Raw genomic sequence first — 13,412 nt, 5'->3', positions numbered from 1 at the left:
ACTCCCCGGGCTCGCGGAGGGAGTGGGGTTCGGCGAGCGCGGCTGGCATCTCCTCCGGCCCTTCGGACTGCCGGGCGAGGTCGACCGCGGCGGCCAGCAGCGGTGCGCCGGCGTCCGGCAGCAGCCGGACCTGCGGGTCGCGGCCGAGGTGGCGGGCGGCGACCCGCAGGTTGAACACCGCCGCGCCGACCGACACGTGCAGGGCCCGCCCGTCCGGGTCGGTCAGCGGCAGGCCGCGCGCCGGGTCGACGTACACCGCGAGGGTGCGGCCGTCGGCGGCCGCCTCGAACCGCCAGGGCTGGGTGTTGTGCAGGGACGGCGCCGCCCCGGCCGCCTTGGCAAGGGTGTGCAGCTGGGCCGCGCTGAGACCGGACTCGGTCATCGCGAGTGCCTCCTTCTCCGCTCCCGGGCCGCGTGGGCCGCCCGTTGCGTCGATCGTGCGTCGGGACCCGGTCGGGGGCCAGTGCCGAAAGGCCTCTTCCCGGGCCTGCGGTCAGTCCGGGACGAGCACCGCGACACCGGTGACCCGGTCCGCGGCGAGGTCGGCGAGCGCCTCCGGCGCCCGACCCATCGGGTAGCGGCGGACCCGGACGGACGGCGGGCGGGCGGCCGCCTCCGCGAGGTACGCGCGGCCGTCCGCCCGGGTGTTGGCGGTGACGCTGCGCAGGGTCCGCTCCTGGAACAGGTACCGGCCGTAGTCGAGCCGCGGGATGTCGCTGAGGTGGATGCCGGCGATCGCCAGCGTGCCGCCCCGGTCGAGCGCGGCGAGCGCCACCGGCACCAGGTCGCCGACCGGGGCGAACAGGATCGCGGAGTCCAGCGGCTCCGGCGGGCTGTCGTAGGCGCCGCGGGCGGAGGCGGCACCGAGGTCCAGGGCGAGCCGCCGGGCCTCGGCCGAGCGGGTCAGTACGTGGACGCGGGCGCCGCGGCCCAGCGCCAGCTGCGCGGTGAGGTGCGCGGAGGCGCCGAAGCCGTACAGGCCGAGCCGGCCGCCGGGCGGCAGTTCGGCGCGTTCCAGCGCGCGGTAGCCGATGATCCCGGCGCAGAGCAGGGGCGCGGCCTCCTCGTCGGCCACGGCGCCCGGCCCGTCCGGGAGTCGGTAGGCGTAGTCGGCGTCGACCACGGCGTGGCCGGCGTAGCCGCCCGGCACGTCCCAGCCGGTGTAGCGGGAGTCGGGGCAGAGGTTCTCGCGGCCGGCGCGGCAGTACCGGCAGGCGCCGCAGGTGCCGGCCAGCCAGGCGGCGCCGACCCGGTCGCCGGGTGCGAAGCCGGCGGCCCCGGCCCCGGCCCCGGCGGCGAGCACCCGGCCGACGATCTCGTGGCCGGGCGGGCAGGCCGGCCGGTGCGGCGGCAGGTCGCCCTCGGCCAGGTGGAGGTCGGTGCGGCAGACCCCGCAGGCGCGGACCTCCAGCAGCAGCTCGCGCGGGCCCGGTTCGGGCACCGGGAGTTCGGTCCGGCGCAACGGCCATTGGTCGGCGGGCGCCGGGTGGTCCACCACCCAGGCGGTGGTGGTCGATGCGGCAGCCATGGGCAGCGGCCTCCAGTCCGCCCGGCCGCCGCTCGTCCGGCGCCGGGCACCGTCCTGCCTCCAGGATGCACCACCACGGTCGGCGCGCCCGCCGACGGGCCTGCTGACCTGCGGCAGGGCGTGGCGTGGTGCCGGTCGGGCCGGTTGGGTGGACGCTTGAGTCAGTGGGACCGGCGGTAGGAGGCGTACGATGCGCAGCCACTCCCCCAGCCGCGGCGGGTGCTCCCGGTGGCGGCGGTTGATCGATCATGTCCGGCTTGCCGTCGGGGCGGGCGGCGGCCCGCTGTGCCGTCCGGTGGACCGGGCGCGCAGCCGGGCGCTGGTGGGCGTCTGGCTGGTGATGGTGCTGGCGAGCGTGGGCGCGGTGGCGGCCGCGGTGCTGGTGTTCCGCTCCTCGCAGGCGGGCGCCGTCCGGGCCGCGGCCCGGCTGCACCAGGTGTCCGCGGTGGTCCGCAGCACGCCGCAGCAGGCGGACTTCTCGGCCTCCGGTGCATCGGCCGGCGGGTACCGGGCGACGGCCACCTGGACCTTCCCGCCCGGGCACACGGTGACCGACCAGGCGCCGGTGCCGAGCACCGCCGTGCCCGGCTCGACGGTGCCGGTCTGGGTGGACGGCACCGGGCAGCCGGCCACCGCGCCGCGGTCGACGGCCGACATGGTGGCGACGGCCGGGTTCATCGCCCTGGGCGGCTGGTCCGCGGCGGCACTGACCTGCTCGGTTGTGTACGGGGTGCGGCGCAGCCGGCTGGAGCACCGCGCGGAGGACGCGTGGCAGGCGGACTGGGAGCTGGTCGAGCCGGGCTGGACGGGCCGGGCCGGCGGACGGCCGGGCGCCGGGGACTGAGACCCGCCCGGGCCCGGCGGACCGGTCAGCCGTCGGCGGCGAGCCGGCGGCCCTCCTCGAAGAAGCGGGTGATCGCGTCGGCGCCGCCGAGGTCGCGGCCGGGCCGGGCGGCGCCGAACGGCGCGTTCCAGAACGGGCCGGTGCGCGGGGTGTGCGGGCCGACGTAGGCGTACGGCTCCGGCTGGTAACCGTCCCCGGCGGAGACGCCGTAGTTGACCTCGTCGACGGTGACCCCGATGTCGAAGTGCTCGGGCCACAGCACCGGTTCCCGGTCGCCGCCGACCCGGCGCAGTGCGGTGTCGGCGATGCCGAAGCAGTGCGCGATCCACTGGGCGGCCTGCGGGTCGGCGTCGAGCGGGTCGTCCGGACCGACGCCGGATCCGTCGGAGTAGAGGCCGTCGGGCGGCCCGGCGGTGACGCCGACGGCGTCCGCCAGGGCCGACCAGGTGGTGTCGCGCAGCGGCAGCCGGCGGCCGGGTGCCATCAGCTCGTCGCCGACGACCTGGAGGAACGGTTCGGCAGTGGTGGCGAAGCCGCCGGGATAGGTACGCAGCCGGATGGTGCCGCTGGCGCGGTACTGGGGCCCGGCGAGCACGGCCTCGGCGACGGCGTGCAGGGTGCGGCGGGTGCGGACGGCGCTGTCGATGTCCATGGGTTCATGGTCTCCCGGCGGGGCGGGGCGGCACACCCCGGCCCGCCGGTCGACAGGTCGACTTGTCGCTCCGGACACGTCTCAGCGGGTGCGGCGGCGGCGCAGGACGACCGTCGCGGCGGCCAGGGCGGAGATCGCGGCCGCGGCGGCCCCGGCGGAGAGCCACCAGGTACCCGCGCCGTCGCCGGCCGCGGCGGTGCGGACGGTCTCGGACCGGGCGGTCACCGCGACCGGTTCGGGCGCCCGGGTCGACGGCGCCGCGGACGGGGCGGTGGGGCCGGCGCTGGGCGCGGTGCCGGGGACGGCGGTGACGGTCAGGTCGGCCTGGGCGCGCCCGAGGGCCGGGAAGCCGGACTCGACGGTCACCTTCCAGTGGCCGGGCGGCAGCGGGGTGGTGGTGGTGAGGGTGCTCTGCTCGCCGGGGACGGGGACGAGCGGCCAGGGGCCGACCGTGCGGCCGTCGTCGGCGGTCGCGCTGAGCGTGGCGGCGATGGTCTCGGTGACCGGGTCGTGGTCGTTCTCCCAGGTCGCGACGGCCCGGAGGTGGCCGTCGATCCGGCTGGTGACCGCGAAGGCGATGGTGTCGCCGTGCGCGGCGGCCGGTCCGGCGGTGCCGAGCACGGTGAGGCCGGTCAGCAGGACGGCGGCGGCGAGGGTGCGCTGGCGCATGGGCGGTTGGCCTTTCGGCAGGGAGTGCGGAGGGCGGGGGGGGGGGGGGGGGGGGGGGGGGGGGGGCGGGGGGCCCCCCCCCCCCCCGGCTCGGGGGGCCTGCGTCAGGAGGCCTGCTGGATGGCCCAGTTCTGGTACGGCTGGTTGTTGGGCTGCTGGAGTTCGAGCAGCCAGCCGCCGTAGTACCAGCGCTTGCTGGTGCCGAGGACGAGCGAGGAGCCCTTGGCGGTCAGCGTGTAGCCGCCGCCGGCGGCCGCGCCGACCTTCCAGCTCTGGGTGTCCGCGGTGGAGCAGGGCTGCTGCATCACGTACTGCCCGGCCAGGGCCTGGCCGCCGATCTGGAGGCACTTGTCGGAGCGGGCCGAGCGGATCCGGAGGTAGCCGTCGCCGGTGTCCTCGAAGGACCACTGCTGGTTGGCGTAGCCGGTGCGCTGGTAGCCGATCAGCACGGCGCCGTCGCGGGTGGAGCCGCCCCACATGTCGGCGGCCTGGCCGGTGAGGCTGTTGAGCATCAGGTACGTGGTGCCGGGCTTCGGGCCGACCGGTCCGGCGGCCTTGGTGGTGCGGAACGCGGAGGTCCGTCCGGCCTTGCCGACCGAGCCGGAGGCGTCGCGCACGGCGACGGCGACCTTGTAGGCCGTGTCGGGGCGGAGGTTGACCAGGCGGACCACGGTCGCGGTGACGGTGGCGATCGACCGGCCGTCGACCTGGAGCGCGTAGCCGGTGGCGTTGGCCGCCTTGGGCCAGCTGAGCACCGCCGAGTTGGTGGTGATCTGGGAGACCGTCACGTTCGGCGCGGTGCCGGTGGGCCCGGTCGGGCTGGGCGTCGGCGTCGGCGTGGGGGTCGGGGTCGGGGTCGGCGTGGGCGACTTGGTCGGGTCCGTCGGCGGGGTGGGCGTCGGCGTCGGGTTGGGGGTGGTGCTGCCGCCGCCGGTCAGCAGGAAGCGGTTGTTGGCGACGTTCCAGTGGGTGGCCAGGTAACTGCCGGGCGACGGGTTGGTGTTGTAGTAGTCGTCGTGGTTGCAGTCGAGCCGGTCGTCGTGGGTGCGGTCCGGGCAGTGGATCTGCATCTGCGGGTAGTACGGGGTGTCCGAGTAGCACATGATGTCCCACTCGTCGACGCAGTGGCCGCCCTTGCTGCTGTTGGGCGCACTGTTGTTGACGGCACCGAGGTTGTGGCCGAGCTCGTGGGCGGCGGTGGAGCCGCTCCAGCAGCCGTTGTCGGTCCGGCCGTACGAGGGGCCGAAGTTGCTCAGGTTGTCCTGGCCGGGCCGCTCGTCGCCGTTGAACGTGCCGATGCCGCAGTACACCTGGGCATCCGCGAAGATCATGTACTTGCGGTCCTTGCGGTTGAAGCCCTGGGCGGCGAGCGCCTGGTTGCTCGCGCCGAACTCCTGGAGCGCGGACGCGGACAGCTCCACGTCGAGCACCGAGACGCTGCAGTCGGCCTCGGTCACGAAGCGGACGTGGCGGGTGCCGCCGGTCTCCTGCGCGCTGGCGTTGTAGATGGCGTCGGTGTCGGCCGCCCACTTCTTGAACGAGGGCAGGTACTGGCCGAAGCGGTCGTTGCCGGGCGCGTGCACGTAGAGCACCTGGACGCGGTTGCCGGTGCTGCCGTCGCCGTCGCAGACCACGGCGGACCCGGCCGCGGCGGTGCCGGCGGCGGGGGTCGCGGTGCCGCCCAGTGCGGCGCCGTTGCGCGCGTCGAGCACCGGGGTGCCGTCGGTCAGCAGGTCGGCGGAGGACGGCGCGGCGTCGGCGGCGCCGGCCGCCGGATCGGCGGGCTTGGCGGCCGCGGCGACCGCCGGCGGGGTGTCCTTGTGGACGTCGACGCCCTTCGGCGGCGCGTCGGGTCCGTGCGTGCACAGGCCCTTCTCGTCGGCCTTGAACACTCCGACACAGCGGTCGCCCTTGGCGGCGGGCACCAGGCCGTCGTATATCAGGCCGCGCTTCGGGTCGTTCTTGGGAACGCTGGTCACCGGGGCGGGCGCGGCGTTGTGCAGCGGTCCGGCGGCCGGCGACGGGTCGACCTCCTGGACGAGTGCCGCGTCCGCGGACGTCCGGCCGGGCAGTCCGCCCTCCACCACGGTGCCGATGCCGACGGCCCCCGCGATGAGTCCGGCGGTCACGGCTGCGGTGGTGAACAGCAGCCCGCGGCGGTTCCGGCGGCGATGCGACGCCTTCCTGTTCCTGCGTGCCATGTGTCTCTCCCTGTCGGCCTTCGGTCGGGTGATGCGCGCCGACACCTGGGAGACCCACGGGGCCTGAGGGGATAACAGAAATCGCACGGATTTCCTCGGAAAATTTTTCGGACGGACCGTCAGCCGTGGTTTCGCCGCAGGTCGGAGGCGGTCCGCGGACGGGCCGCCGGGCGTAGGACCAGCGACCGATGGCGCCGGCCGGGGTGAGCGGGCTGAATGGGAGGCCACGGGCCGGACGGCGGTCCGGACGGCATCGGCACGAGGGCGGCGGGCGCAGTGGACGGACAGCAGGTCGAGGCGTACCTGGCCCGGATCGGTGCGGCGCGGCCCGACCGCCCGGACGAGGCGGCGCTGCGCGCCCTCCAGGCGGCGCACCTGGCGGCCGTCCCCTTCGAGAACCTCTCCGTCGCGTTCGGCGAGCCGATCGAGCTCACCGAGCAGGCGCTCTGGGAGAAGCTGGTGACCCGCCGGCGCGGCGGGTTCTGCTACGAACTCAACGGCGCCTTCGGCGCGCTGCTCGGCGCGCTCGGCTACCGGGTGGAGCTGCTGTCCGCCCGGGTCCTGGACGGCGAGCGGGCCGGACCGCCGTTCGACCACCTGGCGCTGCGGGTGGAGCTGGACGGCCCGCGGCTGGTGGACGTCGGCTTCGGGCGCTTCAGCCGCGGCCCGCTGCGGCTCGACACCGGCGCACCGCAGCAGGACCCGGGCGGGGTGTTCACGGTCACCGAGCACGGCCGGGACCTGGAGGTGGCGATGGACGGCGCGCCGCAGTACCGGCTGGACCGGCGGCCGTACGAGCTGGCGGACTTCGCGCCGACCTGCTGGTGGCAGGCGACCTCGCCCGACTCCCACTTCACCCGCTCCACCACCTGCTCGCGGCCGGACGGCGACGGCCGGGTCACGCTGGCCGGCACCCGGCTGGTCACCACCGCCGCGGACGGCACCCGCACCGAGCGCGAGCTCACCGGCGCGCAGGCGCTGGAGGCCTACCGGGAGCTGTTCGGGATCACCCTGGAGCGGCTGCCGCCGAGCGCCCCGGCACGGTGAGCCGGCCCCTGTGACCGCCGTCGCGGTCGGGATTTTCGCCTCCCGTCGCCGCCCTCCCGTAGCATTCGGCGGTACAGGCGAGGCGACAGGGAAGCGGCAGCAGGCAATGACGGCGGGCCCGGACATCCAGAACGAGCAGGACACCACCGACTACGGCCGGGGCATCGACCCCGAACGACTGGAGCTCTGCCTCTCCGTCCTCGCCGAACTCGACGAGCTCCACGTCGACCACCCGGACGCGATCACCGTCCGCAAGGCCGTGGGCGGCATCTTCCGCACGCTGAAGCAGCGCCGCCGCCAGGAGACCCGCGCCCGCAAGACGGCGAACGACCGCGAGGTCACCTCCCGCACCGCCACCGGCGCCCCCGGCCGGATCGACGACGAGACGGCGGGCGCCTTCGGCCTCACCACCGAGACGACCACCGAGATCGCCGGGATACTCGAGCGCGCCCGCTCCTGCTACACCTGCAAGCAGCGGTACGTCGAGGTCGACGCGTTCTACCACCAGCTCTGCCGCTCCTGCGCCGCGCTCAACCGCGCCCGGCGGCACGCCCGCGCCGACCTCACCGGGCGGCGGGCGCTGCTCACCGGCGGCCGCGCCAAGATCGGCATGTACATCGCGCTCTGCCTGCTGCGCGACGGCGCCCACACCACGGTCACCACGCGCTTCCCCAACGACGCGATCCGGCGCTTCAAGTCGATGCCGGACAGCGACCAGTGGATCCACCGGCTGAAGATCGTCGGCATCGACCTGCGCGACCCCGCCCAGGTGGTGGCGCTGGCCGACGAGGTCGCCGCCGACGGCCCGCTGGACATCCTGATCAACAACGCCGCGCAGACCGTCCGCCGCTCCCCCGGCGCCTACCGCGAGCTGATCGGCGCGGAGGCCGGCCCGCTGCCCGCGGGCGAACTGCCCGCCTCCACGGTGATCGGCCGCTTCGGCAGCGGCGGCGTCGAGCTGCGCGCCCTGCCCGGCCAGGCCACCAGCGGCTCCGAGCGGCTCAGCGCCGAGGACGTCACCGCGCTCGCCCTGGTCTCCGGCTCCGCCTCGCCGGCCCGGATCGAGGCCGGCACCGCGATCGACGCCGGCGGCCTGGTGCCCGACCTGGCGGACACCAACTCCTGGATCCAGACGGTCAGCGAGGTCGACCCGATCGAGCTCCTGGAGGTGCAGCTCTGCAACTCCACCGCGCCGTTCATCCTGATCAGCCGGCTCCGCCCGGCGCTGGCCGCCTCCTCGGCCCGCCGCAAGTACGTGGTGAACGTCTCCGCGATGGAGGGCGTGTTCAGCCGCGGCTACAAGGGCGCCGGGCACCCGCACACCAACATGGCCAAGGCCGCGCTGAACATGCTGACCCGCACCAGTGCGGAGGAGATGTTCCAGACCGACGGCATCCTGATGACCAGCGTCGACACCGGCTGGATCACCGACGAGCGGCCGCACCCGGACAAGATGCGGATGCACGACGCCGGGTTCCACGCCCCGCTCGACCTGGTCGACGGCGCGGCCCGGGTGTACGACCCGATCGTCCGCGGCGAGCTCGGCGAGGACCTGTACGGCTGCTTCCTGAAGGACTACGGGAAGGCCGCCTGGTGACCGGTGCGCCGATCATCGGCGCGGGCGTGATCGTGCCCACCGCCGACGGCCGGGTCCTGCTCGGCCGGCGCACCACCGCCGGGGAGAGCCCCACCTGGAGCCTGCCCGGCGGCAAGGTCGACGGCACCGGCGAGTCCTTCGAGCAGGCCGCGGCCCGGGAGCTCGCCGAGGAGACCGGCATCGAGCTGCCCGCCGAGCGGATGCGGGTGCTGGCCGTCCTGCTCGACCACGAGCTCGGCCGGCCCCGGCTCACCGCCGCGGTGCTCGCCCCGCCGACCGACGCCCCGGCGTACGTCACCGAGCCGCACGCCTGCGCGGGCTGGGAGCGGTTCGCGGTGGACGCGCTGCCCGCCCCGGTGTTCCACCCCTCCGGCCTGGTGCTGGCCCGCTGGCTGGACGGCTACCCCGGGCCCGGCGGCGCGCACGTGTACCCGGTCACCCGGGGCTGACCCGGGGGCCGGCGGCCCGGCCCGTCCGGGGCGCGTCCTACCGTTCCGGGCGGACGAGCAGTACGAAGGTCCGGGCGTGGGCCTCGCCCTCGGCGACCCGGGGCCAGTCCAGGGCGAGCAGCGCCTTGGACGCCTGCTCGTGGACCACGCCGCCGACCCGCACCTCGGCGCTCTCCGCACCGGCCCGGCCGCCCAGCTCGATCGTCAGGCCGACCAGCCCGTCCCGGTCGAAGCCGTCGGCGAGGGCCGGCGCCAGCTGCGGCAGCAGCGGGCGGGCCAGCGTCCAGTCCTGCACGGCGTTGTGCCGCTCGCCCGAACCCCAGCCGACGATGCCGCCGTGGATGGCGTGCCAGCCCGGCAGGCCGTCCGGGTCACTCGGATGCAGATGCCCGGCGAACCGCCCGTTGTGGGCGAGCAGTTCGAGCATCGTCACGCCGGTGGTGGACGCCCAGATCTCGACCGCCTGACGGACGGCGGCCCGCGAGTCCGCGCCGAAGCCCGCCACGCAGTCGGTGACCGCGGTCTCCTCCGGCCGGCCGGCGTCGACCAGGTAGGTGAGGTCGAGGTGCGCAGGGCCGCCCGCGTGCGGCGCGGCCACCGCCACCGCCGCCGTGCCCGGCCCCTTCGCGCACCCGTCGGCGACCGTCCAGCGCTCGCCGCTGATCTCGCTCAACTGCTCTGCCACCACGGCGAGTACGGCCTCGTCGGAGAGCCGCCCGGCAGCGCCGTCCTGCGGTCCGCGGCCGGCTGCGGACGCGCCGCGCCACCAAGATCCCAACCCCATGGCGCACACCGTAGCGGTGCGGGCGGCAGCCGCACAACGCACCCGGCCCGGCCCCGCCGGAGCAGCACCCGGCCGCCGCCGCCCCCCGCGCCGCGGGCCGCCGGCGGGGGGGGGGTGGGGGGGCCCGACCGGCCGGGTGGGCAGGGTGACCGGGCGGTGGCGTACCCCGGCCGACCGCAGCAGCGCCGTCAGCGGGTCGGCGGCCCGGCGGACGGCCGGCGGGATCGCGGCCGGCCCGGGGTCGCCGCTCGGCAGCATGCCGAGGGCGGCGAGGAGGGCGTGCGCCTGTTCGGCCGGGTGGCTCAGCCCGGTCGGGCCGGGCGTCCCGCGTCCGGCCCGGCCGCGCGGGCCCCCTCCGGCGTGCAGGGCGCCGAACGCGGCGGCCAGGGCGGTGCGGTTGGCCGCGGCGGTGGCGGCGGCCGGCCCGGTGGTGCGGGTCGCCGTGGCCGTCATGGCTTCTCCTCCTTGTCGGTGGCGTCCGCCGCGGCGGCGGGGTCCGCACGGTCTGCGGGGTCCGCGGGATCCGTGGACCCCGCGGGGTCTGCGGCGTCCACCGGGCCCTCGCCACGGGTGTGCTCGGCGAGCAGCTCGCGGTACGGGCCGGGCACGGCGGCGAGTTCGGCCGGGGTGCCCTGCTGGACGATCCGGCCGCCGGCCAGCACCACGACCCGGTCGGCGGCCCGGATGGTGCTGAGCCGGTGGGCCAGCACCAGGCAGGTGGTGCCGCGGCGGCGCAGGTGGCCGTTGACCGCGGCCTCGGTGTGCGCGTCCAGCGCGGAGGTGGCCTCGTCCAGCACCAGCAGCGCCGGTTCGAGCGCGAACGCCCTTGCCAGTTCAAGCCGTTGACGCTCGCCGCCGGACAGGTTGCGGGCGTCCTCCTCGATCCGGCCGCCGTCCAGGCCGCCGCGGCGGGCCACCAGGTCGGCCGCCTCGGCGTCGTCCAGGGCGCGGCGCAGCGCGTCCTCGTCGGCGGCCGGGTCCCAGAGCGTCAGGTTCTCCCGGACGGTGCCCTCGAAGAGCCTCAACTGCTGCTCCACATAGGCGACCTGGCGGGTGACCACGGAGCGGTGCCAGTCGTCGCGCGGGCGCCCGTCCAGCAGGACCTCGCCCGACCGGGGGCGGAGCACCCCGGCGGCGAGCCGGGCCAGGGTGGACTTGCCGCTGCCGCTGCCGCCGACCACCGCGACCCACTCCCCCGGCCGGATCCGCAGTGAGATCCCGGCGAGGGCGGGCGGGCGGTTGGGGTCGTAGCCGAAGGAGACGTCCCGCAGTTCGAGGGCGCCGGTGAGCCGGGCCGCGCCCGCGGCGTCGCCGCCCGCGCAGGGGGTGTCCGCACCGGGAGCGGCCCCGGCGGGGCCGTCCTCACCGGGGGCGTCCAGGACGGGGACGAGGTACGGGTCGGGCTCGGTGCCCTCGACGTCCTCCAGCAGGGCGTTCTGGGCCCGGGCGGTGCTCAGTTCCGCGCCGGTGCCGACCAGTTGGCCGACCGGCACGAGGAAGCCGCTGAGCAGCAGCAGGAAGGCGACCAGCGTCCCGAGCGAGAGCGTCCCGCCGATGAGCAGGGAGGTGCCGGCGACCACCACGACGGCCGTCGCGGCCGAGTTGAGCGCGCCGGGCAGCGACAGCGGCACGATCACCGCGTCGGTCACCCGCTGCCCGGTCGCCATGGCCCGGGCCTGCCAGCCGGCCCAGGAGCGGAAGAACGCGTCCTCGGCGCCCTCGGCCTTCAGCGTCTCGATCGCCGACACACCGGCGAACGCCACGCCGTCGCGCTTGTACTGCTCCGCGTGCAGCCGGTGCACCAGGCCGTCGCGGCGCCGCTCGGCGACCCGCAGGGCGAGCACGTCCAGCGCGGCCACCGCGAGCGGGACGGCCACCAGGCGCGGCTCCAGCCAGGCCAGCGCGGCCAGGTGGACGGCCGCGGTGGCGGACGCCGCCGCCGCCCCGGCGAGCCGGTGCGACAGCAGCACCGCCAGGCCGTCGTTCATCTGCACCCGGGTCACCAGGCCGCCGAGCTGGCGGCGGTGGAAGAACGAGCCGGGCAGCCGCAGCATCCGCCACAGGAAGCCGGCCGAGGAGCGGGCGGCCATCGCCTCCAGCACCCGGTTGACCAGTGTCTGCTGGAGCCAGGTGCCGAGCAGGACGGTCCCCGCGGCGCCCGCCGCCGTGAGGGCCAGCGGTGCGGCCCACTGCGTCATACCGCCGAGCACCACCGAGCCGAGGTAGGCGCGCAGCAGGAACGCCGCCGCGACGCCCGGCACGGCCAGCGCCACTGCGAGCAGCACGGCGAGCAGCAGCGGGCCGGCGAAGGGCCGCAGCCGCCCGGCGAGGGCGCGCAGCAGCGGCAGGCGCCGGCCGCCGGGCACGAAGTCCGGCCCCGGTTCGAAGCCGACCGCGATGCCGGCGAAGGAGTCCCAGAACTCCTGCGGCGTGGCGGCGTAGCCGCCCAGCGAGGGGTCGTTGATGCGGACGCGGCCGCGCTTGATGCCCTCGAAGACGGCGAAGTGCGGGCCGGTGACGAGCACCATCGACGGGACGTGGATCCGGTCCAGGCCCAGCGTGCGGCCCTCACCCCGCTCCACCCGGCGGCCGCGGGCGACCAGCCCGTAGCGGCCGGCGGCGCGGGCGACTGCGGCCGCGCTGGCGCCGTCCCGGCTCACCCCGCAGGCGCGGGAGGCCTCGTGCAGGGTCACCCGGCGGCCGAAGGCGCCGAGGACGACGGCGAGGCAGGCCGCGCCGCAGTCCTGCTCCTCCATCTGCGGGACCACGGGGGTCCGCAGATGGCGGCGGGGCCTCCGGGGGCGTGCGGGGCGCCGCGGTTCGGGTACGGGGCCGGCTCCGGCCGGCGGGCGGGCGGCCGGGGAGGCTCCGTCGGCCGCGGCGGCGTGGGTGCGGACGTCGAGGCTCATCGGCGGGCCCCCGTTCCGAGCACGGCCTGGTACGGGTGGCGTGCGCCGAGGTCCACCGCGGCGGTGACCGGGACGGGCCCGGCCACGGCTCCGGCGGGGCCGGGCAGTTCGGCATAGGCGGTCCACACGGGGGCGGCACCGGTCGGAAGTCCGGGCAGCGGCACCGGGAAGGTGCCGGTCAGCGTGTCGGCGCGGGCCGGCAGCGGATCGACGGCGGTGATGACCGCCCGGACGGTGCCCCGGCCGGGCACCGGCACGCGCACCGTGCGGCCGGGCACCAGCTGTCCGGCGTCGCGCAGCGAGGCGGCGAACAGCCGGACGGTCTCGGGCGCGTCGCCCGCGTCGAGCGCGAGCAGCGCGGAGCCCGGGGCGGCCTGGCCGCCGGGTGCGGCGAGCAGGGCGCTGACGGTGCCGGCGGACGGCGCCCGGACGGTGAACTCCGCGCCCGCCGGGGTGCGGAGGACGGCGAGTTCCTGGCCGGCCGTCACCCGGTCCCCGGCCGCGGCACGGTACCCGAGCACGGCGCCCGCCCGGTCGGCGCGGACGGTCACCGGGGCGCGGCCGTGCGCGACCACCGCGGGCAGGTCCAGGGTGTGCGGCAGGGTGCCGAACGCGACCCAGCCGGCGCCGGCGCCGACCGCGAGCAGCAGCGCCGCGGCGGCGGCCGCCAGGCGGGCGCGGGGGGGGCGCGCGCGCCCGGGCGCGGGCGGGGGGGGGCGCGCGGGAGCGGGG

The 13,412-nt window shown here is 76.8% G+C and carries 10 protein-coding genes and 2 pseudogenes; 4 read left to right on the top strand and 8 right to left on the bottom strand.

Annotation, left to right across the window (positions count from 1 at the left end):
- Together ACFV0G_RS21350 and ACFV0G_RS21345 are read right to left on the bottom strand one after the other, a co-directional pair.
- Positions 1-382 (bottom strand): annotated as a pseudogene (locus ACFV0G_RS21350) (hypothetical protein); the annotation flags it as partial.
- A gap of 111 nt (positions 383-493) precedes the next feature.
- Positions 494-1,528, bottom strand: a complete 1,035-nt coding sequence (locus tag ACFV0G_RS21345; RefSeq protein WP_380549979.1) for a zinc-dependent alcohol dehydrogenase family protein — start codon at positions 1,526-1,528, stop codon at positions 494-496.
- A 190-nt stretch (positions 1,529-1,718) separates the two neighbouring features.
- Here ACFV0G_RS21345 and ACFV0G_RS21340 point away from each other — a divergent pair, with 190 nt between their 5' ends.
- A complete protein-coding gene (locus tag ACFV0G_RS21340) occupies positions 1,719-2,372 on the top strand; it encodes a hypothetical protein (protein ID WP_380549976.1) in 654 nt (217 codons plus the stop codon).
- 25 nt (positions 2,373-2,397) lie between these two features.
- On the opposite strand, the gene ACFV0G_RS21335 is transcribed toward ACFV0G_RS21340, so the two are convergent.
- The 3 genes from ACFV0G_RS21335 to ACFV0G_RS21325 form a co-directional block, all read right to left on the bottom strand.
- Positions 2,398-3,024, bottom strand: a complete 627-nt coding sequence (locus ACFV0G_RS21335; RefSeq protein ID WP_380549973.1) for a hypothetical protein — start codon at positions 3,022-3,024, stop codon at positions 2,398-2,400.
- Positions 3,025-3,105: 81 nt separating this feature from the next.
- Positions 3,106-3,693, bottom strand: a complete 588-nt coding sequence (locus ACFV0G_RS21330; RefSeq protein WP_380549970.1) for a hypothetical protein — start codon at positions 3,691-3,693, stop codon at positions 3,106-3,108.
- A 104-nt stretch (positions 3,694-3,797) separates the two neighbouring features.
- Complete coding sequence (locus ACFV0G_RS21325; protein WP_380549967.1) at positions 3,798-5,894, bottom strand: RICIN domain-containing protein; 2,097 nt, start codon at positions 5,892-5,894, stop codon at positions 3,798-3,800.
- Positions 5,895-6,170: 276 nt separating this feature from the next.
- On the opposite strand from ACFV0G_RS21325, the gene ACFV0G_RS21320 reads away from it, so the two are divergent.
- The 3 genes from ACFV0G_RS21320 to ACFV0G_RS21310 all read left to right on the top strand — a co-directional run bounded on the left by ACFV0G_RS21320 (position 6,171) and on the right by ACFV0G_RS21310 (position 8,987).
- Positions 6,171-6,941, top strand: a complete 771-nt coding sequence (locus ACFV0G_RS21320) for an arylamine N-acetyltransferase (protein ID WP_380549965.1) — start codon at positions 6,171-6,173, stop codon at positions 6,939-6,941.
- 106 nt (positions 6,942-7,047) lie between these two features.
- A complete protein-coding gene (locus ACFV0G_RS21315) occupies positions 7,048-8,538 on the top strand; it encodes an SDR family NAD(P)-dependent oxidoreductase (protein WP_380549962.1) in 1,491 nt (496 codons plus the stop codon).
- Positions 8,535-8,987: an NUDIX hydrolase gene (locus ACFV0G_RS21310; RefSeq protein ID WP_380549959.1), complete on the top strand. Its 453-nt coding sequence runs from the start codon at positions 8,535-8,537 to the stop codon at positions 8,985-8,987. The genes ACFV0G_RS21315 and ACFV0G_RS21310 overlap by 4 nt, the downstream gene beginning before the upstream one ends.
- A gap of 37 nt (positions 8,988-9,024) precedes the next feature.
- Here the strand turns inward: ACFV0G_RS21310 and ACFV0G_RS21305 are convergent, their stop codons facing one another.
- The 3 genes and pseudogenes from ACFV0G_RS21305 to ACFV0G_RS21295 form a co-directional block, all read right to left on the bottom strand.
- On the bottom strand, positions 9,025-10,224 hold the full coding sequence (locus ACFV0G_RS21305) for a DUF6348 family protein (protein WP_380549956.1): 1,200 nt from the start codon (positions 10,222-10,224) through the stop codon (positions 9,025-9,027).
- A complete protein-coding gene (locus ACFV0G_RS21300) occupies positions 10,221-12,680 on the bottom strand; it encodes an ATP-binding cassette domain-containing protein (protein WP_380549953.1) in 2,460 nt (819 codons plus the stop codon). The genes ACFV0G_RS21305 and ACFV0G_RS21300 overlap by 4 nt, the downstream gene beginning before the upstream one ends.
- Positions 12,677-13,412, bottom strand: a pseudogene (locus ACFV0G_RS21295) (hypothetical protein); the annotation flags it as partial. The pseudogene ACFV0G_RS21295 and the gene ACFV0G_RS21300, both read right to left, overlap by 4 nt.

It is taken from the genome of Kitasatospora sp. NPDC059571, assembly GCF_042735675.1.
GTDB lineage: Bacteria > Actinomycetota > Actinomycetes > Streptomycetales > Streptomycetaceae > Kitasatospora.
The sequence above is the reverse complement of the archived record's forward strand: the minus strand, read 5'-3'. Positions and strand labels throughout refer to the sequence as shown.

Bases quoted from the DNA above. Each gene is read 5' to 3' on its own strand.
- ACFV0G_RS21335 (WP_380549973.1), bottom strand. From the start codon at position 3,024: ATGGACATCGACAGCGCCGTCCGCACCCGCCGCACCCTGCACGCCGTC.
- ACFV0G_RS21325 (WP_380549967.1), bottom strand. From the start codon at position 5,894: ATGGCACGCAGGAACAGGAAGGCGTCGCATCGCCGCCGGAACCGCCGC.
- ACFV0G_RS21300 (WP_380549953.1), bottom strand. From the start codon at position 12,680: ATGAGCCTCGACGTCCGCACCCACGCCGCCGCGGCCGACGGAGCCTCC.
- ACFV0G_RS21315 (WP_380549962.1), top strand. From the start codon at position 7,048: ATGACGGCGGGCCCGGACATCCAGAACGAGCAGGACACCACCGACTAC.
- ACFV0G_RS21345 (WP_380549979.1), bottom strand. From the start codon at position 1,528: ATGGCTGCCGCATCGACCACCACCGCCTGGGTGGTGGACCACCCGGCG.
- ACFV0G_RS21340 (WP_380549976.1), top strand. From the start codon at position 1,719: ATGCGCAGCCACTCCCCCAGCCGCGGCGGGTGCTCCCGGTGGCGGCGG.
- ACFV0G_RS21305 (WP_380549956.1), bottom strand. From the start codon at position 10,224: ATGACGGCCACGGCGACCCGCACCACCGGGCCGGCCGCCGCCACCGCC.
- ACFV0G_RS21330 (WP_380549970.1), bottom strand. From the start codon at position 3,693: ATGCGCCAGCGCACCCTCGCCGCCGCCGTCCTGCTGACCGGCCTCACC.